The sequence below is a fragment of the Pseudoduganella rivuli genome (genome assembly GCF_009674485.1).
In the GTDB taxonomy this organism is placed as follows: Bacteria; Pseudomonadota; Gammaproteobacteria; order Burkholderiales; family Burkholderiaceae_D; genus Rugamonas; species Rugamonas rivuli_B.
In genome coordinates this window covers 192070-217998 of the sequence record NZ_WKJJ01000017.1, presented here as the reverse complement: position 1 = coordinate 217998, position 25929 = coordinate 192070, and the positions used below count along the sequence as shown (strand labels likewise).

The following is a 25929-nucleotide window of genomic DNA, read 5'->3' as shown; positions in this document are numbered from 1 at the left end:
TGCCGCCGTGGCGCCGGTGGTGGCTGTGGCTGCGGCGGCCCCGGCGGCCGCTTCCTCGGTGGCGGAAGGCGTGGCCGAAGCGCAAGCCGCGGCCGCCGCCGCGCCGGCGTCGCGCGCCCGTGCGGACAAGGGCGACGAAAAGCCGCACGCGGCTCCCGCCAAGGAAGAAAGCATCCGTATCGATGCCGTCAAGCTCGATGCGCTGCTGGAAGTGGCAGGCGAATCGGTGCAGGCAGCCAACCAGGCCGCCGTGCTGCTGGAGCGCTTGCAGCAATTCAAATTCGAAGGCCAGGCCGCCACGCTGATGTCGGCGCTGACGGAAACCCTGGAGCGCGCATCGCGCTATTCCAGCGAACTGCAGCGCGCCACGCTGGCGACCCGCATGCAGCCGGTCGGCCGCCTGTTCCAGAAATTCCCCCGCCTGGTGCGCGAACTGGCCAAGGACCTGGGCAAGGAAGTCGAACTGACCATTGAAGGTGCGGAAACCGAAGTCGACCGCGTCGTGGTGGACAGCCTGTACGATCCGCTGGTGCACATGCTGCGCAACGCGCTGGACCACGGCGTCGAAGGCCCGGATGCCCGCGTGGCGGCCGGCAAGTCGCCGCGCGCTTTCATCTCGCTGAAAGCATGGCAGGAAGCCAACAGTGTGATGATTGTTTTGCAAGATGACGGGCGCGGCATGGACCCGGTGGCGCTGCGCCGCAAGGCCGCCGAAAAGGGCCTGATCTCGCCAAATGCGAACATGACCGACGACGAATCGTATCAGCTGGTATTCTTACCGGGTTTCTCGACCAAGGAAGTGGCCTCCAGCGTGTCCGGCCGCGGTGTCGGCATGGACGTGGTGAAGACCGCCGTGGAAAAAAACCGCGGCGCGATCCACATCGAATCCGCGCTGGGCCGTGGCACCAAGTTTGCCATCCGCTTGCCGATCGAACTGTCCATCGTTCCGACCATGCTGGTCTCGACCTCCGGCGCGCAACTGGCGCTGCCGATGGCCGTGGTACAGCGCGTGGTGGAATTGCCGGAAGAGTTCATGGAAGTGGGCGGCGCACCGGTGCTGAAAGACCAGGGCCGTCCGCTGCCGGTACGCACGCTGGCCGGTGCACTGGGCTATGCCCCGGTGTCCGAGCGCGTGGGTATCGTCGTCAACGCACCGCAGCCATACATCCTGGCCGTGGAAGCGGTCGACGGTACGGCCGACCTGGTAATTAAACCGATGACCGCGATTTCGGTCGAAGGTATTACCGGCACGGCGCGTTCGGCCGAGGGCGATCTGGTGCTAGTGGTGGGCCTATCGTTCCTGATGGAAGGGTGCAGGAGTAGTGTACGCATGGCGGCCTGATAAACAGAGGACCGCGGCAAAAAACACCAAAGCCTGCGAGATCCGCAGGCTTTTTTTTTCGGCGTCATATGGTGGTGCTAACCCCAGGCCGCATCGGCTCACGAGGCGGAATTTCGGGCTTGGTTTTGCATTGCACAAACTATGGCATAATCAAAGTGAATATCTAACCAGGCAGTAGCAGCAATCATGAAGACGCTTTACGACAAACTCTGGGAATCCCACGTGGTGCGCACCGAGGAAGATGGCACCACCATCCTCTATATCGATCGCCACCTGGTGCACGAAGTCACCAGCCCGCAAGCATTTGACGGCCTGCGCGTCGCCAATCGCCAGCCATGGCGCGTTTCGGCCAACCTGGCCGTGGCCGACCACAATGTGCCGACCACCGACCGTTCGCAAGGCATCGCAGATCCTGTCTCGCGCCTGCAGGTCGAAACCCTGGACAAGAACACCAAGTCCTACGGTCTCACGTATTTCAACATGAACGACAAGCGCCAGGGTATCGTGCACGTGATCGGCCCTGAGCAGGGCGCCACCCTGCCGGGCATGACCGTCGTTTGCGGCGACTCGCACACGTCGACCCACGGCGCTTTCGGCGCGCTGGCGCACGGCATCGGCACGTCCGAAGTGGAACACGTGCTGGCCACGCAAACGCTGCTGCAGAAGAAATCGAAGTCGATGCTGGTGCAGGTCGACGGCCAGCTGGGCGCGGGCGTGACGGCCAAGGACATCGTGCTGGCCATTATCGGCAAGATCGGCACCGCCGGCGGTACTGGCTACGCGATGGAATTCGGCGGCTCCGCCATCCGCGCGCTGTCGATGGAAGGCCGCATGACGGTCTGTAACATGGCGATCGAAGCGGGCGCGCGCGCCGGCATGGTCGGCGTGGACGAGACCACCATCAATTACGTCAAGGGCCGCCCATTCTCGCCGGTGGGCCCGCACTGGGACCGCGCGGTGGAATACTGGCGCACGCTGCACACCGACGCCGGCGCCAAATTCGACCTGGTCGTGACGCTGGATGCGGCGGAGATCAAGCCGCAGGTGACCTGGGGCACGTCGCCGGAACAAGTGGTGTCGGTCGATGCCCGCGTGCCGGATCCGGACAACGAGAAAGACCCGGTCAAGCGCGACGCCATGGAAAAGGCGCTGGTCTACATGAACCTGAAGCCGAACACGCCGATCGAAGATATCCGCATCGACAAGGTGTTCATCGGTTCCTGCACCAACTCGCGCATCGAAGACTTGCGCGCGGCGGCAGCCGTGGTGCGCGGCAAGCAGCGCGCATCGAACGTCAAGCTGGCGCTGGTGGTGCCGGGCTCGGGCCTGGTCAAGGAACAGGCCGAGCGCGAAGGGCTGGACGCGATCTTCAAGGCCGCCGGCTTTGAATGGCGCGAACCGGGCTGCTCGATGTGCCTGGCCATGAATGCCGACCGCCTGGAACCGGGCGAACGCTGCGCGTCGACGTCGAACCGCAACTTCGAAGGCCGCCAGGGCCAGGGCGGCCGCACCCACCTGGTGTCGCCGGCCATGGCCGCGGCAGCCGGCATCGCCGGCCACTTCGTCGATGTGCGCTCGCTGCGCTGAACACATTAATTTCCTTTCATTAGCAAGAGAACCAACATGAAAACCGTCATCGCCCTGATCATCACCCTGGCCACCACCATCGCCCTGACCGGCTGCAACACCATTTCCGGCATCGGCAAGGATGTGCAAAAAGTCGGGCAGGTCGTCACCAGCGCGGGCGGGAAATAACAGCTCGGCGGGGCGGCGCGGCTCAAGCCGCGCGCCTGCCGGCGCACAGCAGATAAATCATGGAAAAATTTACGATACATGAAGGCCTCGTGGCTCCCCTGGACCGCGCCAATGTCGATACCGACGCCATCATCCCCAAGCAATTCCTGAAATCCATCCACCGCACCGGCTTCGGTCCGAACCTGTTCGACGAGTGGCGCTACCTCGACCACGGCGAACCCGGCATGGACAACAGCAAACGTCCGCTGAACCCGGACTTCGTGCTGAACGAGCCGCGCTACCAGGGCGCGTCGATCCTGATGGCCCGCAAGAATTTCGGCTGCGGTTCGTCGCGCGAACACGCGCCATGGGCGCTGGACCAATACGGTTTCCGCGTGATCCTGGCCCCCAGCTTCGCGGACATCTTCTTTAACAATTCCTTCAAGATCGGCCTGTTGCCGATCGTGCTGACCGAGCAGCAGATCGACCATCTGTTCAACGAAGTCAAGGCTTTCCCGGGTTACCGCCTGGTCGTCGACCTTGAAAACCAGCGCATTTCCACCAGCAACGGCTCTCTCTCCTACCCCTTCGAGATCGATGCCTTCCGCAAATATTGCCTGATGAACGGACTTGACGATATCGGCCTGACCCTGCGCCACGCGGACGAGATCCGCGCGTACGAGGAACGTCATCTGGCAAACCAGCCCTGGCTGGCCAACGTCATTTAAAAATCCTCATGAAAATTGCAATCCTCCCGGGCGACGGCATCGGCCCGGAAATCGTCGACCAAGCCGTCAAGGTGCTGAACGCACTGGACGAAAAATTTGAGATGGAAAGCGCGCCGGTGGGCGGCGCTGGTTATGCCGCCCATGGCCACCCGCTGCCGGAAGGTACGCTGGCGCTGGCGAAAGCCGCTGACGCCGTCCTGTTCGGCGCCGTCGGCGACTATCAGTACGACAACCTGGAGCGCGCATTGCGTCCGGAACAGGCGATTTTGGGCTTGCGCAAGAACCTGGGTCTGTTCGGCAACCTGCGTCCCGCGATCCTGTACCCGGAACTGGCCGGCGCGTCGACCCTGAAGCCGGAAGTCGTGTCGGGCCTGGACATCCTGATCGTGCGCGAGCTGACGGGCGACATTTACTTTGGCCAGCCGCGCGGCGTAAGGGTATGCCCGGACGGTCCGTTCAAGGGCCAGCGCGAAGGTTTCGACACGATGCGCTATGCGGAAGGCGAAATCCGCCGCATCGCCCACGTGGCGTTCCAGGCCGCGCAAAAGCGCGGCAAGCGCCTGACGTCGGTCGACAAGGCCAACGTGCTGGAAACCTTCCAGTTCTGGAAAGACATCATGATCGACGTCTCGAAGGAATATCCGGACGTCGCGCTGGACCATATGTACGTCGATAACGCGGCGATGCAACTGGTGCGCGCGCCGAAGAAATTCGACGTGATCGTGACTGGCAACATGTTCGGCGACATCCTGTCCGACGCGGCCGCCATGCTGACCGGCTCGATCGGCATGCTGCCATCGGCTTCGCTGGACGCCAACAACAAGGGCCTGTACGAACCGTCGCACGGTTCCGCACCGGACATCGCCGGCAAAGGCATCGCCAATCCGCTGGCGACGATTTTGTCCGCGGCCATGATGCTGCGCTTCTCGCTGAACCGCGCCGAGCAGGCCGACCGCATCGAAAAAGCAGTCAAACAAGTGCTGGCGCAAGGCTTGCGCACCGCCGATATCTACGAAGAGGGCACCACCAAGGTGGGCACCGCGCAGATGGGCGATGCGGTGGTGAAAGCGCTGGCATCCTAAGTGCCATGGGACAGCCCGCAAGGCTGTCCGGTAGAAGCATCCAATACGGGATGCCTTTAAAACTCATTCAAGGGAAAGAAAATGAAACTCGTAGGTCTGGTAGGTTGGCGTGGCATGGTCGGTTCGGTCCTGATGCAGCGCATGCAGGAAGAGGGCGACTTCGCTCACATCGAACCGGTGTTCTTCTCCACGTCGAACACGGGCGGCGCCGCTCCTTCGATGGCGAAGAATGAAACCACGCTGAAAGACGCGAACAACATCGACGAACTGAAGCGCTGCGATATCATCATTTCGTGCCAGGGCGGCGACTACACCACCGCCGTGTTCCCGAAACTGCGCGCGGCCGGCTGGAACGGTTACTGGATCGACGCGGCTTCCACGCTGCGCATGGAAAAAGACGCCGTCATCGTGCTGGACCCGATCAACCTGAACGTCATCAAGGACGCGATGGCCAAGGGCGTGAAGAACTTCGTCGGCGGCAACTGCACCGTGTCGTGCATGCTGATGGGCCTGGGCGGCCTGTTCAAGCAAGACCTGGTGGAGTGGATGACGTCGATGACGTACCAGGCCGCTTCCGGCGGCGGCGCGCAGCACATGCGCGAACTGCTGACCCAGTTCGGCACCATCAATGCTTCCGTCAAGCCGCTGCTCGACAACCCGGCTTCCGCCATCCTGGAAATCGACCGCCAGGTGCTGGCCACCCAGCACGGCTTGTCGGCGGACGAAACCAAGCAATTCGGCGTGCCGCTCGGCGGCAACCTGATTCCTTGGATCGACAAGGACCTGGGCAACGGCCAGTCGAAAGAAGAGTGGAAGGGCGGCGCGGAAACCAACAAGATCCTGGGCCGCGGCCTGGACTTTGGCACCGCGGCAATTCCAGTCGATGGCCTGTGCGTGCGTATCGGCGCGATGCGCTGCCACTCGCAGGCGCTGACCATCAAGCTGAAAAAAGATGTGCCGCTGGACGAAATCAACGACATCATCGCCAACGACAACCAGTGGGTGAAGTTCGTGCCGAACACGCGTGAAGCGTCGATGCGCGACCTGACCCCGGCCGCCGTGACGGGCAGCCTGACCATCCCGGTCGGCCGCGTGCGCAAGCTGTCGATGGGCGGCGATTATCTGTCCGCGTTCACGGTTGGCGACCAGCTCCTGTGGGGGGCGGCGGAACCGCTGCGCCGCATGCTGCGCATCGTGCTGGATAAATAAGCACTGCAATAAGTTGGTGTGAATTAAAGGCCGGTTTCCCAGTGAAACCGGCCTTTTTTCTTTCGATTGAATTTCAAATTCAGCGTCAAGGTGACAGATGCACCCGCAAAGCTTGCATGCGCCATGGCATGGTGTTATGTTGGCCCTATCCGGGATTGCAACTTTTTCCATTTCAACAACTACAATTCTCCACTATGCACGTTAGCCACCGCTCCAAACCCCTGTCGTTTGCGTTGAAAACACTTACCAGCGCCGTAGCTTGCGCAGTATTGCTGTCTCCCGTCGCCAACGCAGCCGGGCTGGGCAAGCTGACCGTGCTGTCGTCGCTGGGCCAGCCGCTGCGCGCGGAAATCGAATTGACCGCTGTGGCTGCGGAAGAATCGTCCGACCTGACCGCCAAACTGGCGCCGACGGAAGCGTTCCGCCTGGCCAATATCGATTTCAATCCCGCCCTGCTGTCGCTGCGTTTCGAAGTGGAAAACCGCAATGGCCGCCAGCTGATCCGTGTCTCGTCGTCGCAGCCGATCAACGAACCGTTCGTCGACATGCTGCTGGAACTGAGCTGGACCGGTGGACGGCTGGTGCGCGAATACACGTTCCTGCTCGATCCTGCGGAAATGCGCAGCGCGCAGGCGCCGCAAGTGGCGGCGCCGGTCGACGTGCCGGGCCGCGCCGCTGCGGCCGCGCCGGCGGCAGCGGCGGCACAAGCGGCCCGTGCCGCTGCTCCTGCCCGTCCCGTACGCGAACCTTCGCGCGAGCCGGCCGCGCCGCGCGAAGGCACGAACGCCAGTGAATACCGTGTGAAACCGGGCGATACGCTGGGCAGGATTGCGCGCCAGCTGAAACCGGTGGACGTGTCGCTGGACATGATGCTGGTGGCGCTGTACCGCGCCAATCCGGAAGCCTTCGCGGGCAATAACATGAACCGCCTGAAATCCGGGCAGATCCTGAACGTGCCGGACTCGGACGCCATCAAGGGCGGCGCATCGGAAGGCGAAGCGCATGGCGTGGTGATTGCCCATGCGGCCGACTTCAACGCGTACCGCAACAAGCTGGCCGGCCAGGTGGCCTCCAGCACGCCGGCGCAGGGCGGCGAGAGCGGCCAGTCCGCGGCCGGCAAGATTACCGCCAAAGTCGAAGAGCGCGCCACGCCCGCCAACGAAGCCAAGGACCAGCTGAAGCTGTCGAAAGCCACGGGTGGCGAGGGCGGCGCGGGCAAGACTGCCAAGACCAGCGAAGAAGACCGCATTGCCCGTGAAAAGCAGGTGGCGGAAGCCAATGCGCGTGTCAAGGAACTGGAAAAGAACGTCACGGACCTGGAAAAGCTGATGGCCGTGAAGAGCAAGGCCATGGCGGACAAGCAGAAGGCCGCGTCGGCGCCTGCCTCCGCGCCGGTTGCTTCGGCGCCGGTCGTGGCGCCGGTTCCGGTGGAAGCGCCGCCGGCGCCGAAAAAACCAGCCAAGCCCGTGATTACCGAGCCGTCGCTGATGGATACGGTGATGGACAATATCCAGCTGATCGGCGCCGGCCTGGTGGCGCTGCTGGGCGTTGCCGGCCTGGCCGCGATGCGCCGCCGCCGCGCCGCGCAGGAAGCCCCGAAAACCGAAGCGCCAAAAGCGGAAGTGAGCGTGCTGGGCGATCCCGGCCCGCAAGCGCAGCCACTGATCGCGGAAACGGGCGGCCAGAGCGTCGACACCAATAACAGCGTGTTCAATTCGAACTTCGCGCCGTCGGCCAGCCAGCTGGACACCAATGAAGTCGATCCGGTGGCGGAAGCCGATGTGTACATTGCCTACGGCCGCGACGCGCAGGCGGAAGAAATCCTCAAGGAAGCGCTGCGTACCCATCCGGAACGCCATCCGGTGCGCCTGAAGCTGATGGAAATCTTCTCGAACCGCAAGGATGCCCGCTCGTACGAAGCACAGGCGACGGAACTGTATTCGCTGACCAAGGGCCAGGGTGATGAATGGGCGCAAGCGGCGGCCATGGGCCTGGCGCTGGATCCCAACAATCCGCTGTATGCCGGTTCCGGCGCCGCCGTGGCGGCCTCGATGGCAGCGACCGACGCGCCGCTGGCTGCCGCCACCGACGCGCCACTGTCGGCCGACGACTTCGCCAACATGTTCGCGGAACCCGCGCCGGTCCCAAGCGTCGCGCCGGCCGCCGAAGCCCACGATTTCTCCGGCCTGGACCTGGACTTGAGCTCGGATGCCACGGCGTCCGCGCCGACCGAACCGCCGGTGCACGCGATGGACTTTTCGCTGGACGACTTGACGGCGCTGCCATCGCTGGATGACACGCCGCCCGCCACGCAAGCGCCGATCCCGGCCGCCGATGCCGAACACTTCCTGGACTTCGACCTGGGCGGCCTGAGCATGGATACCACGCAGGCGCCGTCCGTGGCGCCGGTTGAAGCGGCATCCGCCGAACCGTTCGACCTGGCCTTCGACATGGAGCCGCCGCCTGCCGCCGCCACCGAAGCGCCATCGGCGGAACCGGCGGTCGCGCCACTGACGGCCGACGACTTCGCGATGGACTTCGGCCTGGACTTGCCCACCACCGCGCCGGCGGTGGATTTGCCGACGGAAGCGCCGGCAGCGGCGGCCGACCCGCTGGCGGAACTGGACATGATGGACTTCAATTTGCCGGGCACGACGGCGGCGGAAACCGCGGCGCCGGAATCGTCGGACGTGGCGGTGGCGGAAGCGGCGGAACCAGCGTTGGCGGCCGACGACTTCGCCATCCCGGATTTCCCCGAACTGGACGTGGCCGCCACGCAGGCGCCGTCGGCCCCGCCAACCGCGGCGGACTTCGACTTGTCCGGCATCGACCTGGACCTGATCGGCAGCAATGCCAAGCTGGCGACGCCGGCCGAAGGCGGCGAGGAAATGTCCGCGCTGCAAATGGAAATGGACACCAAGCTGGACCTGGCCATCGCTTACCAGGAAATCGGCGACAAGGAAGGCGCCCGCGAATTGCTGGACGAAGTGATCCGCGGCGGCACCGGCGATCAGGTCAACCGCGCCAATGCCATGCGCGCCGCGCTGGGCTGATTTCCTTTCCCGATGCACCCGAACGCCGGCCTCAGCGCCGGCGTTTTCTTTGCCCCTGCGGGTATAATGCGGCGATCCCCATTCACCAAGAGCAGCAATTGAAACGCATCGCACTCGGCGTCCAGTATGACGGCCAGGCCTGGCAAGGCTATCAAACCCAACCCAGTGGGAATACCGTGCAAGACCAGCTGGAGGCGGCGATCGAGCGTTTTGCCACCGTGCACCTGGGCACCACGTGCGCGGGCCGCACGGATGCGGGCGTGCATGCGCTGGGCCAGGTGGTGCACTTCGATACCGATATCAAGCGGGAAATGCATGCATGGGTCAGGGGCATCAACGCTTTCCTGCCATCGTCGGTCGGCGTGCGCTGGGCCAGGGAAATTCATGATGTCGTGCCGGGCGAACGCCATATCGAAGGCGACTTCCACGCGCGTTTTTCCGCCCGTTCCCGCACCTATCATTACCTGCTGCACAACCACCAGGTCCGTTCGCCACTGCTGGCCGGCCGCGCCGGCTTTTGCCACCGCCCGCTCGACGTGGAGCGCATGCGCGCCGCCGTGCCCGCGCTGATCGGCGAACACGACTTTACGACATTCCGCGCCGCGTATTGCCAGGCTAAAACGCCCGTGAAGTTCATGCATGAAATTAATATTGAACGGCATGGCGACTTAATTGTGTTCACATTGCGCGCCAGCGCCTTCCTGCACCACATGGTGCGCAACCTGGTCGGTTCGCTGGTGTACATCGGGCAGGGCAGGGAAAGGCCGGAATGGCTGGGCGAATTGCTGCAAGCGAAGGACCGTACGCTGGCCGCGCCCACTTTCATGCCGGACGGCCTGTACCTGGCCGACATTGAATATGACGACAAGTGGGGCGTGCCGCGCGAAGCGGGCCGTCCGCTGCCGTGGTTTTGACGAGGATATCGATAATGCAACGCACCCGTATCAAGATTTGCGGCCTGACCCGGCCGGAAGATGTGGCCGCCGTGGCGACAGCCGGCGCCGACGCGGCCGGTTTCGTGTTTTATCCGAAAAGCCCCCGTTACGTAACGCCCGAGCGCGCCGGCGAACTGATCGCCGGTTTGCCGCCGTTCGTGACGGCCACCGGCTTGTTCGTCAATGCCAGCCCGGATGAGGTGGCCGCCACCGTCAAGGCGTCCCGCGTGACGTTGCTGCAATTTCATGGCGATGAAACCGCCGCGCAGTGCGCGGCCGCGGCGGAAGCCGCCAATACCCGCTATTTGAGCGTGTTCCGGGTCAAACCTGACACGCATCAAGACGAACTGCTAGAATATGAGCGGATTTGCCGTGCCTCCAGCCCGCTGTTTGCGGGTTTGCTGCTCGATACCTGGGTGGATGCGTACGGCGGAGCAGGAAAGGTTTTCGATTGGTCCCTCGTCCCAAAAGATCTCGCGCATCGGGCCGTTTTAAGTGGTGGCTTGAGCGTACACAACGCGACTGGCGCGGTAGCGCAGCTACGCCCGTACGCGGTTGACATCTCCAGCGGTGTCGAAGCGTCCAAGGGCATCAAAGATCCCGAGCGGATCGCCGCCTTTGTGCGCGCGGTCCGCGCAGCAGACGCTTTAATCAGTGGTACCTGACACCTGTGGTATCAGGCACCATGCCAGCAAAGAGAGACCCACATGAACAAGCCAGCAGCCCCGCTGTTTCACGCGACTGACTACGAACTGCCCGATCCCACCGGCCACTTCGGCACTTACGGCGGTTCCTTCGTCGCCGAAACCCTGACCTATGCGCTGTCCGAACTGAAGGACGCGTATGCGAAATACAGCCAGGATCCCGCCTTCCTGGAAGAGTTCCGCTACGAACTGAAGCACTTCGTCGGCCGTCCGTCGCCGATTTACCACGCCAAGCGCTGGTCCGAACAGATGGGCGGCGCGCAGATTTACTTCAAGCGCGAAGACTTGAACCACACCGGCGCCCACAAGATCAACAACGTGATCGGCCAGGCCTTGCTGGCCAAGCGCATGGGCAAGCCGCGCATCATCGCGGAAACCGGCGCGGGCCAGCACGGCGTCGCCACCGCCACCATTTGCGCCCGCTTCGGCCTGGAATGCGTGGTGTACATGGGCAGCGAAGACGTGAAGCGCCAGGCGCAGAACGTGTACCGCATGAAGCTGCTGGGCGCCACCGTTGTGCCGGTCGAGTCCGGTTCCAAGACCCTGAAGGATGCGCTGAACGAAGCCATGCGCGACTGGGTCACCAACATTGAAAACACGTTCTACATCATCGGCACCGTGGCCGGCCCGCACCCGTACCCGATGCTGGTGCGCGACTTCCAGTCCGTGATCGGCGAGGAATGCCTGGTGCAGATGCCGGAACTGGCGGGCCGCCAGCCCGACTACGTGGTGGCGTGCATCGGCGGCGGTTCCAACGCCATGGGTATTTTCTACCCGTACATCGACCAGAAACAGGTGCAACTGATCGGCGTCGAAGCGGCAGGCGAGGGCCTGGACACGGGCAAGCACGCGGCATCGCTGACCAAAGGCTACCCGGGCGTGCTGCACGGTAACCGCACGTATCTGCTGCAGGATGAAAACGGCCAGATCATCGAAACCCACTCGGTGTCGGCCGGCCTCGACTATCCGGGCGTAGGCCCGGAACACTCGTACCTGAAAGACAGCGGCCGCGCGCAATACGTGTCGATCACGGATGACGAGGCGCTGCAAGCGTTCCACGACAGTTGCCATATCGAAGGCATCATTCCGGCGCTGGAATCGTCGCACGCGCTGGCCTACGCGGCCAAGCTGGCGGCGACTTTGCCGAAAGATAAAATCGTGCTGGCCAACCTGTCGGGCCGTGGCGACAAGGACATGCATACGGTGGCGGAGCGGATGGGGATGAAATTCGGCTGATGCCGAGGTTTGTTTCCACACGTACCCCATAACGCTTATATACAGAGAGCTATCATGTCCCGTATCGCCCCTACTTTTGCAGCACTGAAAGAGCAAAACAAAACCGCGCTGGTCACCTTCATCACCGGTGGCGACCCCGCGCCTGAACTGACTGTCCCCCTGATGCACGCACTGGTCGCCGGCGGCGCCGACGTGCTGGAATTGGGTGTGCCGTTTTCCGACCCGATGGCCGAAGGCCCGGTGATCCAGCGCGCCTGCGAACGCGCGCTGGCGCTGGGCGTCACCATGCGCGACGTGTTCGGCTACGTGCGCGAATTCCGCAAGACCAACCAGGCCACGCCCGTGGTGCTGATGGGTTACGCGAATCCGATCGAACGCATGGGCTGGGATGCCTTTGTCGCCGCGTCGAAGGAAGCGGGCGCCGACGGCGCCATCGTGGTGGATTACCCGCCGGAAGAGTGCGAAGAATTCGCCGCGAAAATGCGTGCGGCCGAGCTCGACGTGATTTTCCTGCTGGCGCCCACGTCCACCGAGGAACGCGTGCAGCAAGTGGCCAAAGTCGGCGGCGGCTTCAGCTATTATGTCTCGCTGAAAGGCGTCACCGGCGCCGGCAACATCGATACGGCCGACGTTGCGGCCCGCCTGGAAAGCATCCGCAAGCACGTCAAGCTGCCGATCGGCGTCGGCTTCGGCATCCGTGACGGCGCCACGGCCCGTGCCGTGGCGGAAGTGGCGGACGCGGTCGTGATTGGCAGCCGCATCATCCAGGAAATTGAAAACACGCCGAAAGAGGGTGTGGTGGCCGCCGTGCAAGCGTTCACGCAAGGCATCCGCACTGCGCTGGACGCGTAATTTTCCGCGCGGGCGGAGCATAAAATCTCACGCCCGTGCTGAAAATTGCAAGTTTTGAATGTTCGACATGGCAAGCTAAAACGGCTACACTTCCGCCACTCAAGTTGATGCACGCTGTTTACACGTTATGAAGCAGGGGTATTTTGGCAATCTTGCCAACCCTGCATAACAGCCCCGGCCGGGCGGTTTTCCGCAGGCGGGGCCATGTCCGTTCAGGACCATAGGAGAAATATATGAGCTGGTTGGAAAAACTGCTGCCGCCGCGCATTCAGCGTAACGAAGCCGCCGCACGCAAGACCATGCCGGAAGGCCTGTGGGTCAAATGCCCGTCCTGCGAAGCGGTGCTGTACCGTACCGACCTGGAATCGAACTTGCACGTGTGCCCGAAATGCGACCACCACATGCGTATCCGCGCCCGCGAGCGTCTGGACGCGCTGCTGGACGCGGAAGGCCGCTATGAAATCGGCCAGGAAGCCCTGCCGGTCGATACGCTGAAATTCAAGGACAGCAAAAAGTACCCGGACCGCCTGAAGCAGGCAATGGAAGCCACCGGTGAAACCGACGCGCTGATCGCCATGGGCGGCGCCATCATGAGCCTGCCAGTGGTGGTGGCATGCTTCGAATTCGAATTCATGGGTGGTTCCATGGGTTCCGTGGTGGGCGAGCGCTTTGCCCGCGCCGCGCAAATCGCGCTGGAACAGAAAGTGCCGTTCATCTGCATTACCGCCACCGGCGGCGCCCGCATGCAGGAAGGCCTGCTGTCGCTGATGCAGATGGCGAAAACCACGGCCATGCTGACCAAGCTGTCCGAGAAAAAACTGCCGTTCATCAGCGTGCTGACCGACCCGACCATGGGCGGCGTGTCCGCCTCGTTCGCCTTCATGGGCGACGTCGTGATGGCGGAACCGAAAGCCCTGATCGGCTTTGCCGGCCCGCGCGTGATTGAAAACACCGTGCGTGAAAAACTGCCGGAAGGCTTCCAGCGCGCCGAGTTCCTGGTGCAAAAGGGCGCCGTCGACATGATCGTCGACCGCCGCCAGATGCGCGAAGAAATCGCCCGCCTGCTGGCCCTGCTGCAAAACCAGGCTGTCGAAGTGATCGCCTGATCCAACGTGTAACGCGTTACCAGCGCGGCGGCGCTCCGGCCCGCCGCGTTTGCTTTTCCCCGCTGCTTCTTCGTAGTCCCCCAGGAATTCCACGATGTCGACACTCCCCACCACCTTGCCGGCCTGGCTGGCGCTGATCGAATCCCGCCACGCCGTCACTGAAATCAACATGGGCCTGGACCGCGTGCGCGCCGTCAAGGAGCGCATGCAGTTGCAATTCCCGTGCCCCGTCATCATGGTGGCGGGCACCAACGGCAAGGGTTCCACCTGCGCGATGCTGGAATCGATGCTGCTGACCGCCGGCTACAAGGTGGGCCTGTACATCAAGCCGCACTTCCTCGACTTCAACGAGCGGGCCCGCATCAACGGCGACCTGGCCACCGACGAACAACTGGTGGCCAGTTTCAACGTGGTGGAAGCCGCCCGTGGCGACACCATGCTGACGTATTTCGAATTCACCACCCTGGCCATCATGCATCTGCTGGCCCATGCGGGGCTGGACGTCGTGATCCTCGAAGTGGGGCTGGGTGGCCGCCTGGACGCGGTCAATGTGGTTGATGCCGATGTGTCGATTGTCACCAGCGTCGATATCGACCACGTGGATTACCTGGGCGGCACGCGCGAACAGATCGGTTTTGAAAAAGCCGGCATTTTCCGCACCGGCAAGCCGGCCATTTGCAGCGACCCTGTGCCGCCGCAAGCGCTGATCGACTACGCCACGGAAATCGGCGCCGACCTGTGGCTGATGGGCCGCGATTTCAATTACTCGGGCGACAAGCAGCAGTGGAATTATGGCGGCCGCTCGATGCGCCGCAATGCGCTGGCTTACCCCAGCCTGCGCGGCGCCAACCAGTTACTGAACGCGTCGGCCGCGCTGGCCGCGCTGGAAGCGCTGAAACACGTGCTGCCGACCGGCGCGCAAGATGTGCGCACCGGCCTGGTGACGGTCGAATTGCCGGGCCGCTTCCAGGTGTTGCCGGGCCGCCCGACCGTGATCCTAGACGTGGCGCACAACCCGCACGCGGCGGCGGGCCTGAACCAGAACCTCGGCAACATGGGCTACCACGCGTACACGTACGCCGTGTTTGGCTCCATGCACGACAAGGATATCGACGGCGTGATCCAGGCCATGTCGGAGCACGTGGACCACTGGTGCCTGACCAACCTGCCATCGCCGCGCGCCGCCACGGCGTCGGAACTGGCCGCCAAAGTGCAGGCGATCCAGCCGGAACGCGACGAACGCACCATCAACATATTCGAGGATCCTGCCCAAGCGTTCACAAATGCAATGAGCCGGGCCACCGAGAATGATAGAATTGTGGTCTTTGGATCGTTTTACACGGTTGCCGGCGTCATGGCAGCACGAAAAAACGCTCTGCATTGAAGATTGATTGTCTGATATCGAATTGACGCATGGGCTTGTTCTCGAAATTCTCCAAAAACAAGCAGGACGCCGCTGGCCAGGACAGTGGCTACTATAGCAAGGCCGACGACCAGGCCGTGCTGGAGCGGGCCAGGTCCAAACGCGCTGCCAGCGCGGACGGTCCTGCAGCCCGCCGTTCCCGTTCCGGCGACGATCCGGCATTACCGGAAAAGAAGCGCGCCCGCCGCCGCCTGGTCGGCGCCGTTGCGCTGGCGCTGGGCGTGGCCATCGGCTTGCCGATGCTGCTCGATTCCGAGCCGAAACCGCTGGCCTCCGATATCGCGATCCAGATCCCCTCGAAAGACAAGCCTGCCGAACCGGCATCGGTGCCCCATTCCGCGACCGGCCAGGGTGTCTCCGACGTGGCCGCGCTCGACAAGAATGAAGAAATCGTCGATGCGCCCGTGCCGGCGAAACCTGCCGCCGTGCCCGCACCGGTAGCCGCGGCGCCCGTTGCCGCCAAGCCTGCCGCGACGGCAACGCCGGCGCCTGCCGCCGCACTGGCGGCGACGCCCGCGGCAGCGCCGGCGGTGAAACCGGTGCACGCCGAACCGCCGGCAGCACTGGCCAAAGACCCGCTCAAGGAAGCCGCCGCCAAGGCCACCGCCGACAAACTGGCGCTGGAAGCCAAGCTGGCCAAGGAACACAAGGCGCAGGAACAGAAAGAAGCCAAAGAGCGCGCGGACGCCAAAGCCAAGGCGGAGCACGAGCAAAAACTGGCCGATGCGAAAGCCGACGCCAAGGCCAAGGCGGATGCCGACGCGAAAGCGCGCGAAGCCAAGGCCAGGCTGGAACAGGAACAAAAACTGGCGAAAGCCAAGGCCGACGCGGAAGCAAAGGCCAAGGCGGATGAAACCAAGCATCCGAAATTCGACGACAGCGCGCGCGCGATGGCGATCCTGGAAGACAAGCCATCGGACACCCGCTACATGGTGCAGGTGGCTGCCGTGGCGTCGCAGGAAAAAGTCGACGAATTGCAAGCCAAGTTGAAAGAAGCGGGAATCAAGTCGTTTACGCAAAAGGTCAACACGGCTGGCGGCGGGGCGCTGACGCGTATCCGCGTTGGCCCGTTTTCCAGCAAGGATGAAGCGGAAAAAGTCCGCGCCAAGCTCAGCAAGATTGGCTTGAGCAGCAGCCTCGCCACGTCGTAACGCGGCTGGCACGGAACGGTCATGTTGGCGATGTTTGGTGAGTTGACGATCTTCGATTACCTGGTGATGTTTGTATTGCTGTCGTCCGTCATCATCAGCACCTTGCGCGGACTGGTGCGCGAAATGGTGTCGCTGGCAGGGTGGCTGGTCGCGTTTGTCGTGGCCAATGCGTACAGCGCGCAACTGGCGCTACTGTTGCCGGAAATGATACCGGGCGACGTGGTGCGGCTGATCCTGGCCTTTATCGCCTTGTTTATCGGCGTGCGATTACTGACGGGATTGTTTGGCATGGCGATCGATGCATTGATCAAGGCGGGCGGCCTGACCATGGCCGACCGCGGCCTGGGCAGCCTGTTTGGCCTGGGGCGGGGCCTTGTGATTGTGCTGGCTGCCGTCATATTGTGCGGGATGACGTCGATCCCGCAACAGGATTTCTGGAAGAAGGCACTGTTGAGTCCGTACGCGGAGACCGGAGTGCGCACCGTGAAACCCTTCCTGCCCGCAGCGCTTGCGCAGCACGTGCAATTTTAGAATTCGTTAAATCCGCAGTACCAAGTCCAGGAGCACTACCATGTGTGGCATCGTCGGCGTCGTTTCCCACCAACCCGTCAATCAATTGCTGTATGACGCACTGCTGCTGTTGCAGCACCGCGGCCAGGATGCGGCAGGCATCGCAACCAACCACAGCAGCATGTTTTCCATGCACAAGGCCAATGGCCTGGTGCGTGACGTCTTCCGTACCCGTAACATGCGTTCGCTGGCCGGCAATTCCGGTATCGGCCACTGCCGCTACCCGACCGCCGGTTCGTCCAGCGAAGAAGAAGCGCAACCGTTCTACGTGAACGCGCCGTTCGGCATCACGCTGGCCCACAACGGCAACCTGACCAACTGGGAACAGTTGAAAGAGGAAATGTTCAAGAACGACCGCCGCCACATCAACACGGATTCCGACTCGGAAGTGTTGCTGAACGTGCTGGCGCACGAAATCCAGAAAGCCACCACCGGCCTGCTGCTGGACCCGGAAGCCATCTTCAAGGCCGTGCAAGTGCTGATGCGCCGCGTGCGCGGCGGCTATGCGGCCGTGGCGCAGATCGCCGGCGTGGGCTTGCTGGCATTCCGCGATCCGAACGGTATCCGTCCGCTGTGCCTGGGCATCAATGAAACGGAGCAGGGCGCCGAATACATGATCGCGTCCGAATCCGTGGCGCTGGAAGGCATGGGTTTCCGCTTCGTGCGCGACGTGGCGCCGGGCGAAGCCCTGTTCATCGACGCCGACAAGCAATTGCATGCGCAGCAGTGCGCGGACGATCCGAAATTGCAGCCATGCGTGTTTGAATTCGTCTACCTGGCCCGTCCCGATTCCGTCATCGATGGCGCGTCCGTCTACGCCACCCGCCTGAAAATGGGCGAATACCTGGCCGACAAGATCAAGCGCGAAATCCCCGAAGGCGAAATCGACGTGGTGATGCCGATCCCGGATTCGTCCCGTCCCGCCGCGATCCAGCTGGCGCTGCGCCTGGGCGTGGAATACCGCGAAGGTTTCATCAAGAACCGCTACATCGGCCGTACCTTCATCATGCCGGGCCAGGCGGCGCGCCGCAAATCCGTGCGCCAGAAACTGAACGCCATCGGCGATGAATTCAAGGGCAAGAACGTGCTGCTGGTGGATGACTCCATCGTGCGCGGCACCACGTCCCGTGAAATCGTGCAGATGGCGCGCGACTCCGGCGCCAAGAAAGTCATCTTTGCTTCCGCCGCGCCACCGGTGCTGTATCCGAACGTGTATGGCATCGACATGCCGACCCGCGATGAGTTGATCGCCCATGGCCGCACGGTGGAAGAAGTGTGCAAGGAAATCACGGCCGATTACCTGGTGTACCAGGATATCGATGCGCTGAAAAAATCGATTTCCGACGTCAACCCGAACCTGACCAGTTTCGAAGCGTCGTGCTTCGACGGCGTGTATATCACCGGCGACGTGTCGCCGGATTACCTGGACAAGCTGGAACATGCCCGCCACAACCCTAAAAAGGCGGTGGTGGAAGACGCGGCCCGCACCCAGTTGAACCTGAACGCGGCAACCACGGAAGCGTGATGCAGACCTGACCTAAGCCCGGATGCGTTCCGGGCTTTTTTATCTTGACGATCATGACAGAAAAGAAATCTTACGGCTTTACCACCACCATCCTGCACAACGACAGGCAGAAAAACATCGAACACGGTTCGCTGCACAAGCCGGTGCACACGTCGGTGACGTTCGGCTATGCCGATGCGCGCCAGCTGGCGTCGGTATTCCAGGGCAAGGAGCCGGGCTTCCGCTATGGCCGCCAGGGCAACCCGACCGTGTCGGCGCTGGAAGACAAGGTCAGCAAGATGGAGCAGGGCATCGCGACGCTGTGCTTCGCCACCGGCATGGGCGCCATCGGCGCCATCTTCCAGGGCTTGTTGCGCGCGGGCGACCACGTGGTGTCGTCGTCTTTCCTGTTCGGTAACACCAACTCGCTGTGGCAAACCGTGGCCAGCCAGGGCGTGGCGGTGGACTTTGTCGACGCGACCGACGTGAAGAACGTCGAAGCCGCTCTGACCGCGGACACCCGCATCGTGTTCGTGGAAACCATCGCCAATCCCCGCACGCAAGTGGCGGACTTGAAGCGCATCGGCGAGCTGTGCAAGGCGCGCGGCATCCTGTACATCGTCGATAACACGATGACCACGCCATGGCTGTTCGTGCCGAAAGCCGTGGGCGCGGGCCTGGTGGTCAATTCGCTGACGAAATCCATCGGCGGCCACGGCGCGGCGCTGGGCGGCGCGCTGACCGATACCGGCGAATACGACTGGACCAGGTTCCCGAATATTTACGAGAACTATAAAAAAGCGGCGCCTGCCCAGTGGGGCATCACGCAAATCCGCGCCAAAGGCTTGCGCGACTTCGGCGCCTCGCTGGGCCCGGAAGCGGCGCACCACATCGCGCTGGGCGCGGAAACCCTGGCGCTGCGCATGGAGCGCACCTGCGCCAATGCCAAGGCGCTGGCGGAATTGCTGGAAGCGGACGACCGCGTGGCGGCCGTGTATTACCCGGGCCTGGCTTCGCACCCGCAGCACGGCATCACGACCGAACTGTTCCGCGCGGCCGGTTCGCTGCTGAGCTTTGAGCTGAAAGACGGCATCGATTGCTTCGATTTCCTGAATAAATTGAAGCTGGCCGTGCCGGCCTCGAACCTGGGCGATACGCGCACCTTGATCATTCCGGTGTCGCATACGATCTTTTACGAAATGGGGGCGGAACGCCGCGCCTCGATGGGGATCGCGGAATCGCTGATCCGCGTGTCGGTGGGGATCGAGGATACGGCGGATTTGCTGGCGGACTTCAGGGATGCGCTGGCGGCGTTTTGATGTAATTTAAACGTTCAATAATGCAGGCGCGATATTCAAAGCGCCTGCAATTTTTTCCCGGGTGGCTTTGCGTAATTTGTCGCTGCCTTCCTGCTGGGCAAATGCCGACTGGGAAATGCCTAAACGCTCAGCTAACTGCTGCTGGGTCAGGCCAAGATATTCGCGCCAGGCGCGCACGGGCGTCCAGTCGTTTTTGACCATCATGCCGACCACCTCATGCGGAGTATGATCTCCGTCGCGTAAGTGGTCGCGCATATAGTCATCGTAGGGAATGACGACAAAGGCGGGCTTGCCGTCCGGCCCGTTCAAGATTTGGATATTAGTAGGTGCGTTCATCGCGCTTCTTCACTTCCTCGATCTGGACGATGTGTAACGTCCAAAGTCAAAGAACACCCGGTAATTCCCCACCCGCAGCCGATATTGGTAAGTGTGGTCAGTCAGCGCCTTGACGTTGCGGCTATCCGGCATGGTTGCCAGTTCGCCTACCGCGTCATAGATCGTGTACTGATCCCGCTTGTTCAGCTTGCGCAGCTGCTTAATCGCTTTGGATGACCAGGTAACTCTGTTCATATCAAAGTATAAGTCAAATATTAGTTTTGTGCGCCCAAACTAATATTGTGCGCCAGGCTGTGGCGCGCTGCCTTGTAGCGGGTCAATGCGCGGCAATTGAGGTAGCCGCACTTGCTTACCAGGGGCGCGCCCCTTCCATCTGGTAGGGATGCCGCCACCCCGGCAACGCGGCAATCCGGTCCAGCCACGCCTGCACCCGCTGCGGATAACCGACATGGGCCTGCTCCGGCCAAAACATGTAGCCGCAAATGGAAAAGTCCGCCATGGTCACCTGGTCGTCCAGCAGGAACAGGCGGCCATCCGATAATTCCTCGTCCAGCCGCGCGATGTCCGCATCAAAACGCTTGCGGAACCATGGCAGCACGGTGCCGGCATACGCCACCGGATCGAACTTTTGCCCGTAGCGCAAATGCGCCATGGAAAAGCCGATGCGGTTGGCTTCCCAGAACAGCCACTCGCGCACGCGGTCCAGCCGTTGCCGCGATTCGCCGCCGAACGCTTGCAGATGTTCGGCCAGGTGCAGCAGGATCGCGTTCGACTGCACGTAGGCCTGGCCGTCATGTACGAGTAACGGCACTTCGCCATATTTGGCCAGGCTGCGGAACGGTTCGGGCCGGTCCTTGCGGTCCAGCTTCAAGTCGATCTCTTCGTACGTATGCGCAATCCCGGCCACTTCCATGGCCAGCTTGACCTTGTAGCTGTGGCCGGATTCGCAATTGCCGTAGAGCTGGAACATGGTGATGCTTGGTGCCGCTTAGTGCCAGGTGCGCAGCAAGCCCACCGCCAGCCCTTCCAGCGCGAATTCATCCGCCTCGGGATTGACCGTGATGATCTTGAAGTCCGGGTTTTCCGGCAACAACTCGATGGTGGACCCGGTTTTGCGGTAGCGCTTGACCGTCACTTCGCTGCCGATGCGCGCCACCACGACCTGGCCATTCTTGGCGCTGTCGACTTTTTTCACGGCCAGCAAATCGCCGTCCATGATGCCGATGTCGCGCATGGATTCGCCGCGCACTTTCAACAGGAAATCCGGCTTGGCGGAAAACAGGGCGGGGTCCACGTTGTAGCTGGTTTCCAGGTTTTCCTGCGCGAGGATGGGCGAGCCGGCTGCCACGCGGCCAATCAGTGGCAGCGAAATCAGGTTGTTGACGGCGGCGGCCGCCGCGGAAGCTGCCGCGGTGGCCGCCTGGCGCGCCGATTCCGCGTGGGCGCCCAAGAGGCGGATGCCGCGTGACGTGCCGGCGGCGATTTCAATCGCGCCTTTGCGCGCCAGCGCCTGCAAATGTTCTTCCGCCGCGTTGGCGGACTTGAAACCCAGTTCCGCCGCGATTTCCGCGCGGGTGGGAGGGAAGCCGGTGTTGTCGATGGCATCCTTGATCAGATTGAGAATTTGTTCCTGGCGTGCGGTGAGCTTGATCATGATGCGGAGCGCCTCAAAGGCTGTGGATATAGACAGTCTGTATTTTTGTACAGTGTGACCGGTATTGCAAGGCTTTTTCGCTGTGCGGAACAAATTATTTTCATAGGGGAGGGCGGGACATGCCGTGATGCAAGGTTGCTCTCACACGAAAAACGCGCTATAGTCATGGGCTTACCTCTTCCCACACCCGTCTTGACGCCGGGGTGGGCATTATTTCAGTCCTTAAGGGAGTTTTCATGCGTCACTATGAAATCGTATTTATCGTCCACCCGGACCAAAGCGAGCAAGTTCCTGCGATGATCGAACGTTACAAAGCCAGCGTGACCTCGCGCGGCGGTAACGTACACCGCGTGGAAGATTGGGGCCGCCGTCAAATGGCTTACTCGATCCAGAAACTGGCTAAAGCACACTACATCTGCCTGAACATCGAATGCGACAACGAGACCCTGGTCGAGTTGGAAACCGCCTTCAAATTCAATGATGCCGTCCTGCGTCACCTGACCGTGAAAATGAAGAAAGCGGAAACCGCTCCTTCGCCGATGATGAAATCGGTACAACGTGAAGACGCGGCCAAGAGCCATCGCGCTGAAGCCCAAGCTGCCGCTGCTGCCTAAGTATTGATCAGGAACCGCACTGGATAACCAGCTCGTTGTCACCGCCCTGATCACCGAAAGGGATCTGGTCCGTTACACCCCCGCAGGACTGCCGATTGTGAATGCCACGTTGCAGCACAGTTCGCAGCAAACGGAAGCCGGCATACAGCGCCTGGCCGAGTTTGAAATCCCCGCTGTCGCAGCGGGCGAGATTTCAGGCCGGTTCAACCAGGCGCCGCTGGGAGGGCTGTACCAGTTCACAGGGTTCCTGGCCAAGAAAAACCGCAATAGCAAAAGCCTGGTATTTCACATCATTGATTTTCGTTTATTAGATACAGGAGCCTAAAATGGCATTCGGTAAAAAGTTCGACAAAAACAAGCTCAAGCTGAAAGAAAAGCGCAAACAGCAAAACCCGCTGTTCAAGCGTAAGAAGTTCTGCCGCTTCACCGCCGCTGGCGTTGAGCAAGTGGACTACAAAGACGTAGACACTCTGAAAGATTTCGTTCAGGAAAACGGCAAAATCATGCCTGCACGCCTGACCGGCACCAAAGCACACTACCAGCGTCAAGTCGACACCGCGATCAAGCGCGCTCGCTACCTGGCCCTGCTGCCGTACACCGACCTGCACAACGCTTAATTGCGGCAGTCGATCGAATCTGGAGAACACTATGCAAATCATTCTGTTGGAAAAAGTTGTTAACGTCGGCAACCTGGGCGACGTGGTGAAAGTCAAAGACGGCTACGCACGTAACTTCCTGATCCCACAAAAGCTGGCTCGCCGTGCGACCACCGCTGCTGTGGCTGAATTCGAAGCCAAGCGCGCCGAACTGGAAAAAGCTGCTGCCGCCAAGCTGGCTGCCGCGCAAGCCCAAGGCGACAAGCTGAACGGCATGACCGTGACCGTATCGCAGAAAGCCGGCGTTGACGGCCGTCTGTTCGGTTCCGTGACCAACTTCGACATCGCTGAAGCCCTGACCAAAGCAGGTTTCGCTGTTGAAAAAGCAGCTGTTCGCATGCCGAACGGCCCGCTGAAAGTCACCGGCGAGCACGCTGTGTCCGTCGCTCTGCACACCGACGTTGTGGTCGACGTGACCGTGGCTGTCGTGGGCGAAGCTGCCTAATATTTCCACAAGGGAATATTAAAGCAAGACTTGTTGTACAAATAGAAAAGCCGGGCTTGTCCCGGCTTTTTTATTGCAACCAACCACGGTAAGTTGTGGTTTTTTAACGTTAAAAGCCTGACTATTAGCAGGTATAATTCGCGACCATGAACTCCCCCGCATCCGATCCACAGGTAGATTCGCTACGCATTCCGCCGCATTCGATCGAAGCAGAACAGTCCGTTATCGGCGGCCTGCTGCGCGACAATGCCGCGTTCGACCGTATTGCGGATTTGCTGAGCGCGGATGATTTCTACCGCTACGACCACCGCATCATTTACGAGCAGGTGGTGCGCCTGATTAACGCGTCCAAGCCTGCCGACGTCATCACCGTGTTCGAAGCGATGACGATGCTGGGCAAGCAGGATGACATTGGCGGCCTCGCGTACCTGAACGCGATGGCGCAAAACACGCCGTCCGCCGCCAACATCCGTCGCTATGCGGAAATCGTGCGCGACCGCGGCATCCTGCGCAAGCTCGTCACCGTGGCCGACGAAATTTCCGGCGATGCGTTCAATCCGCAAGGCAAGGAAGTCAAGCAAATGCTGGACGAGGCGGAATCGAAGATTTTCGCCATTGCCGAACAGGGCGCCCGCGGCGCCGCCGGCTGGTTGCCCGTGCAACCGCTGCTGACGCAGGTGGTCGAGCGTATCGACGAGCTGTACAGCCGCGACAATTCCAGTGAAATCACCGGCGTGCCGACCGGCTTTGCCGACCTCGACAAGATGACGTCCGGCCTGCAGCCGGGCGACCTGGTGATCGTCGCCGGCCGTCCATCGATGGGTAAAACCGCGTTCTCCGTCAACATCGGTGAAAACGTGGCGATCGATGCCGGCTTGCCGGTGGCGATCTTCTCGATGGAGATGGGCGGCGCCCAGCTGGCGATGCGTATGCTGGGTTCCGTCGGCGAGCTGGACCAGCACCGCCTGCGGACCGGCAAACTGATCGATGAAGACTGGCCGCGCCTGACGCTGGCGATCCAGAAGATGAACGATGCGCAAGTGTTCATCGACGAAACGCCGGCGCTGAATCCGATTGAAATGCGCGCCCGCGCGCGCCGTCTGTCGCGCCAGTGCGGCAAGCTGGGCCTGATCATCGTCGACTACCTGCAGCTGATGCAGGGTTCCAAGCCGGGCGATAACCGGGCGTCCGAGATTTCCGAGATCTCGCGTTCGCTGAAGGGCCTGGCCAAAGAATTGCACTGCCCGCTGATCGCGCTGTCGCAGCTGAACCGCTCGCTGGAACAACGCCCCAACAAGCGTCCCGTGATGTCGGACTTGCGTGAATCGGGCGCTATTGAGCAGGATGCGGACGTGATTATCTTCCTGTACCGCGATGAAGTGTATAACCCGGATTCGCCGGAGAAGGGCACCGCTGAAATCATTATCGGTAAGCAGCGTAACGGCCCGATCGGCGCGATTCGCCTGACGTGGCGCGGCATGTACACCAAGTTCGGCAATTACAGCGGCAGCTTGACGACCTATCAGGGCGACTGATCCGGGCGACTGATTTACCTGAACCCACCCCGCAATACCCCGCCGGCCGCTTACATGGCGGCTGTCTGTAGTACTGATGTTTCTGAATGGAGAATGAAATGTTTGGACGCTTGATGCCCACCGAGGGCAAGTTTTTTGACCTGTTCAACCAGCACGCTGAACTGTGCGTCAAAGGCGCCAAGGAAATGGTTGGCCTGATGACCAACTTCGACGACCTGGAAAACCGCGTACATGCGATCGAGGGCATCGAAAAACAGGCTGACAAAATCACCTACACCGTCGTCGACCTGCTGCACAAAACGTTCATCACCCCCATCGACCGCGATGACATCCACAAGCTGATCACCAAGATGGATGACATCCTGGACTTGATGGAAGACGCGGGCCAGACCGTGTCGCTGTACGACCTGCATTCGGTCACGCCGGAAGCCAAGCGCCTGGCCGAACTGGCGCTGACCTGCACGGAAAAGGTCAAGGACGCCGTGGCCCTGCTGCACAACATGGATAACTCGCGCCAGATCGTCGGCATTTGCGAAGAGATCGACCGCCTGGAATCGGACGCCGACCACGTGATGCGCGCCGCCATGTCCAAGCTGTTCCGCGACGAACCGGACGTGCGCAACCTGATCAAGATGAAAGCCATTTACGAAATCCTGGAAACGGTGACGGACCGCTGCGAAGACGTGGCCAACATCATCGAAGGCATCATCGTCGAAAACGCGTAACGCGCGCCCAACCCAA

The 25929-nt window shown here is 61.7% G+C and carries 26 protein-coding genes and 1 pseudogene; 23 read left to right on the top strand and 4 right to left on the bottom strand.

Annotated elements, in window-relative coordinates; all coding sequences use genetic code 11:
• From GJ700_RS25205 to GJ700_RS25125, 17 genes are all read left to right on the top strand, one after another.
• Positions 1 to 1342, top strand: a 1342-nt coding sequence (locus GJ700_RS25205; RefSeq protein ID WP_154379133.1) for a chemotaxis protein CheA, incomplete at its 5' end; no start/stop codon positions are given.
• Positions 1343 to 1525: 183 nt separating this feature from the next.
• Positions 1526 to 2929 (top strand): 3-isopropylmalate dehydratase large subunit, encoded by a 1404-nt coding sequence (gene leuC, locus GJ700_RS25200; RefSeq protein WP_371868120.1) that lies wholly within the window; start codon positions 1526 to 1528, stop codon positions 2927 to 2929.
• A gap of 36 nt (positions 2930 to 2965) precedes the next feature.
• Entirely contained in the window at positions 2966 to 3097 is a 132-nt protein-coding gene (locus tag GJ700_RS25195; protein WP_154379129.1) for an entericidin A/B family lipoprotein, read from the top strand.
• 59 nt (positions 3098 to 3156) lie between these two features.
• Positions 3157 to 3804, top strand: coding sequence for a 3-isopropylmalate dehydratase small subunit (gene leuD, locus GJ700_RS25190; protein ID WP_154379127.1), 648 nt, complete (start codon positions 3157 to 3159; stop codon positions 3802 to 3804).
• An 8-nt stretch (positions 3805 to 3812) separates the two neighbouring features.
• Positions 3813 to 4886: a 3-isopropylmalate dehydrogenase gene (gene leuB / locus GJ700_RS25185; RefSeq protein ID WP_154379125.1), complete on the top strand. Its 1074-nt coding sequence runs from the start codon at positions 3813 to 3815 to the stop codon at positions 4884 to 4886.
• 81 nt (positions 4887 to 4967) lie between these two features.
• Positions 4968 to 6095, top strand: coding sequence for an aspartate-semialdehyde dehydrogenase (gene asd / locus GJ700_RS25180; protein WP_154379123.1), 1128 nt, complete (start codon positions 4968 to 4970; stop codon positions 6093 to 6095).
• A 269-nt stretch (positions 6096 to 6364) separates the two neighbouring features.
• The gene (locus GJ700_RS25175) at positions 6365 to 9148 is read left to right on the top strand and encodes a motility hub landmark protein FimV (RefSeq protein ID WP_308700717.1); all 2784 of its coding nucleotides are present in this window, start codon (positions 6365 to 6367) and stop codon (positions 9146 to 9148) included.
• Positions 9149 to 9246: 98 nt separating this feature from the next.
• The gene (gene truA / locus GJ700_RS25170) at positions 9247 to 10062 is read left to right on the top strand and encodes a tRNA pseudouridine(38-40) synthase TruA (protein ID WP_154379119.1); all 816 of its coding nucleotides are present in this window, start codon (positions 9247 to 9249) and stop codon (positions 10060 to 10062) included.
• A 14-nt stretch (positions 10063 to 10076) separates the two neighbouring features.
• Positions 10077 to 10748, top strand: a complete 672-nt coding sequence (locus GJ700_RS25165; RefSeq protein WP_154379117.1) for a phosphoribosylanthranilate isomerase — start codon at positions 10077 to 10079, stop codon at positions 10746 to 10748.
• A gap of 42 nt (positions 10749 to 10790) precedes the next feature.
• Entirely contained in the window at positions 10791 to 12023 is a 1233-nt protein-coding gene (gene trpB / locus GJ700_RS25160) for a tryptophan synthase subunit beta (protein ID WP_154379115.1), read from the top strand.
• Between the two features lie 54 nt (positions 12024 to 12077).
• Positions 12078 to 12875: a tryptophan synthase subunit alpha gene (trpA, locus tag GJ700_RS25155; protein ID WP_154379113.1), complete on the top strand. Its 798-nt coding sequence runs from the start codon at positions 12078 to 12080 to the stop codon at positions 12873 to 12875.
• Between the two features lie 233 nt (positions 12876 to 13108).
• Positions 13109 to 13981: an acetyl-CoA carboxylase, carboxyltransferase subunit beta gene (accD, locus tag GJ700_RS25150; protein WP_154379111.1), complete on the top strand. Its 873-nt coding sequence runs from the start codon at positions 13109 to 13111 to the stop codon at positions 13979 to 13981.
• 94 nt (positions 13982 to 14075) lie between these two features.
• Positions 14076 to 15365: a bifunctional tetrahydrofolate synthase/dihydrofolate synthase gene (folC, locus tag GJ700_RS25145; RefSeq protein ID WP_154379109.1), complete on the top strand. Its 1290-nt coding sequence runs from the start codon at positions 14076 to 14078 to the stop codon at positions 15363 to 15365.
• Positions 15366 to 15394: 29 nt separating this feature from the next.
• Positions 15395 to 16555 (top strand): SPOR domain-containing protein, encoded by a 1161-nt coding sequence (locus tag GJ700_RS25140; protein ID WP_154379107.1) that lies wholly within the window; start codon positions 15395 to 15397, stop codon positions 16553 to 16555.
• Positions 16556 to 16597: 42 nt separating this feature from the next.
• Positions 16598 to 17086 carry a CvpA family protein gene (locus GJ700_RS25135; protein WP_154379177.1) on the top strand — a complete coding sequence of 163 codons (489 nt, stop codon included), beginning with the start codon at positions 16598 to 16600 and terminating at the stop codon, positions 17084 to 17086.
• Positions 17087 to 17126: 40 nt separating this feature from the next.
• A complete protein-coding gene (gene purF, locus GJ700_RS25130; RefSeq protein WP_154379105.1) occupies positions 17127 to 18650 on the top strand; it encodes an amidophosphoribosyltransferase in 1524 nt (507 codons plus the stop codon).
• Between the two features lie 53 nt (positions 18651 to 18703).
• Positions 18704 to 19948 carry a cystathionine gamma-synthase family protein gene (locus GJ700_RS25125; protein WP_154379103.1) on the top strand — a complete coding sequence of 415 codons (1245 nt, stop codon included), beginning with the start codon at positions 18704 to 18706 and terminating at the stop codon, positions 19946 to 19948.
• Positions 19949 to 19954: 6 nt separating this feature from the next.
• Here the strand turns inward: GJ700_RS25125 and GJ700_RS25120 are convergent, their stop codons facing one another.
• The 4 genes and pseudogenes from GJ700_RS25120 to lexA form a co-directional block, all read right to left on the bottom strand.
• The gene (locus GJ700_RS25120) at positions 19955 to 20284 is read right to left on the bottom strand and encodes a helix-turn-helix domain-containing protein (RefSeq protein WP_154379101.1); all 330 of its coding nucleotides are present in this window, start codon (positions 20282 to 20284) and stop codon (positions 19955 to 19957) included.
• Positions 20268 to 20518, bottom strand: a pseudogene (locus GJ700_RS35645) (type II toxin-antitoxin system RelE family toxin). The gene GJ700_RS25120 and the pseudogene GJ700_RS35645 overlap by 17 nt, the downstream one beginning before the upstream one ends.
• A gap of 115 nt (positions 20519 to 20633) precedes the next feature.
• Positions 20634 to 21254 (bottom strand): glutathione S-transferase family protein, encoded by a 621-nt coding sequence (locus GJ700_RS25110; RefSeq protein ID WP_154379099.1) that lies wholly within the window; start codon positions 21252 to 21254, stop codon positions 20634 to 20636.
• Between the two features lie 18 nt (positions 21255 to 21272).
• Entirely contained in the window at positions 21273 to 21938 is a 666-nt protein-coding gene (gene lexA / locus GJ700_RS25105) for a transcriptional repressor LexA (RefSeq protein ID WP_154379097.1), read from the bottom strand.
• A gap of 236 nt (positions 21939 to 22174) precedes the next feature.
• Here lexA and rpsF point away from each other — a divergent pair, with 236 nt between their 5' ends.
• From rpsF to GJ700_RS25075, 6 genes are all read left to right on the top strand, one after another.
• Positions 22175 to 22552 (top strand): 30S ribosomal protein S6, encoded by a 378-nt coding sequence (gene rpsF, locus GJ700_RS25100; protein WP_154379095.1) that lies wholly within the window; start codon positions 22175 to 22177, stop codon positions 22550 to 22552.
• A 19-nt stretch (positions 22553 to 22571) separates the two neighbouring features.
• Positions 22572 to 22877 carry a primosomal replication protein N gene (priB, locus tag GJ700_RS25095; protein WP_154379093.1) on the top strand — a complete coding sequence of 102 codons (306 nt, stop codon included), beginning with the start codon at positions 22572 to 22574 and terminating at the stop codon, positions 22875 to 22877.
• Between the two features lies 1 nt (position 22878).
• Entirely contained in the window at positions 22879 to 23169 is a 291-nt protein-coding gene (rpsR, locus tag GJ700_RS25090; protein ID WP_090176193.1) for a 30S ribosomal protein S18, read from the top strand.
• A 31-nt stretch (positions 23170 to 23200) separates the two neighbouring features.
• Positions 23201 to 23653 (top strand): 50S ribosomal protein L9, encoded by a 453-nt coding sequence (gene rplI, locus GJ700_RS25085; protein ID WP_154379091.1) that lies wholly within the window; start codon positions 23201 to 23203, stop codon positions 23651 to 23653.
• Positions 23654 to 23799: 146 nt separating this feature from the next.
• The gene (locus GJ700_RS25080) at positions 23800 to 25188 is read left to right on the top strand and encodes a replicative DNA helicase (protein ID WP_154379089.1); all 1389 of its coding nucleotides are present in this window, start codon (positions 23800 to 23802) and stop codon (positions 25186 to 25188) included.
• 98 nt (positions 25189 to 25286) lie between these two features.
• Complete coding sequence (locus GJ700_RS25075) at positions 25287 to 25913, top strand: DUF47 domain-containing protein (RefSeq protein ID WP_154379087.1); 627 nt, start codon at positions 25287 to 25289, stop codon at positions 25911 to 25913.
• Positions 25914 to 25929 lie beyond the last annotated feature (16 nt).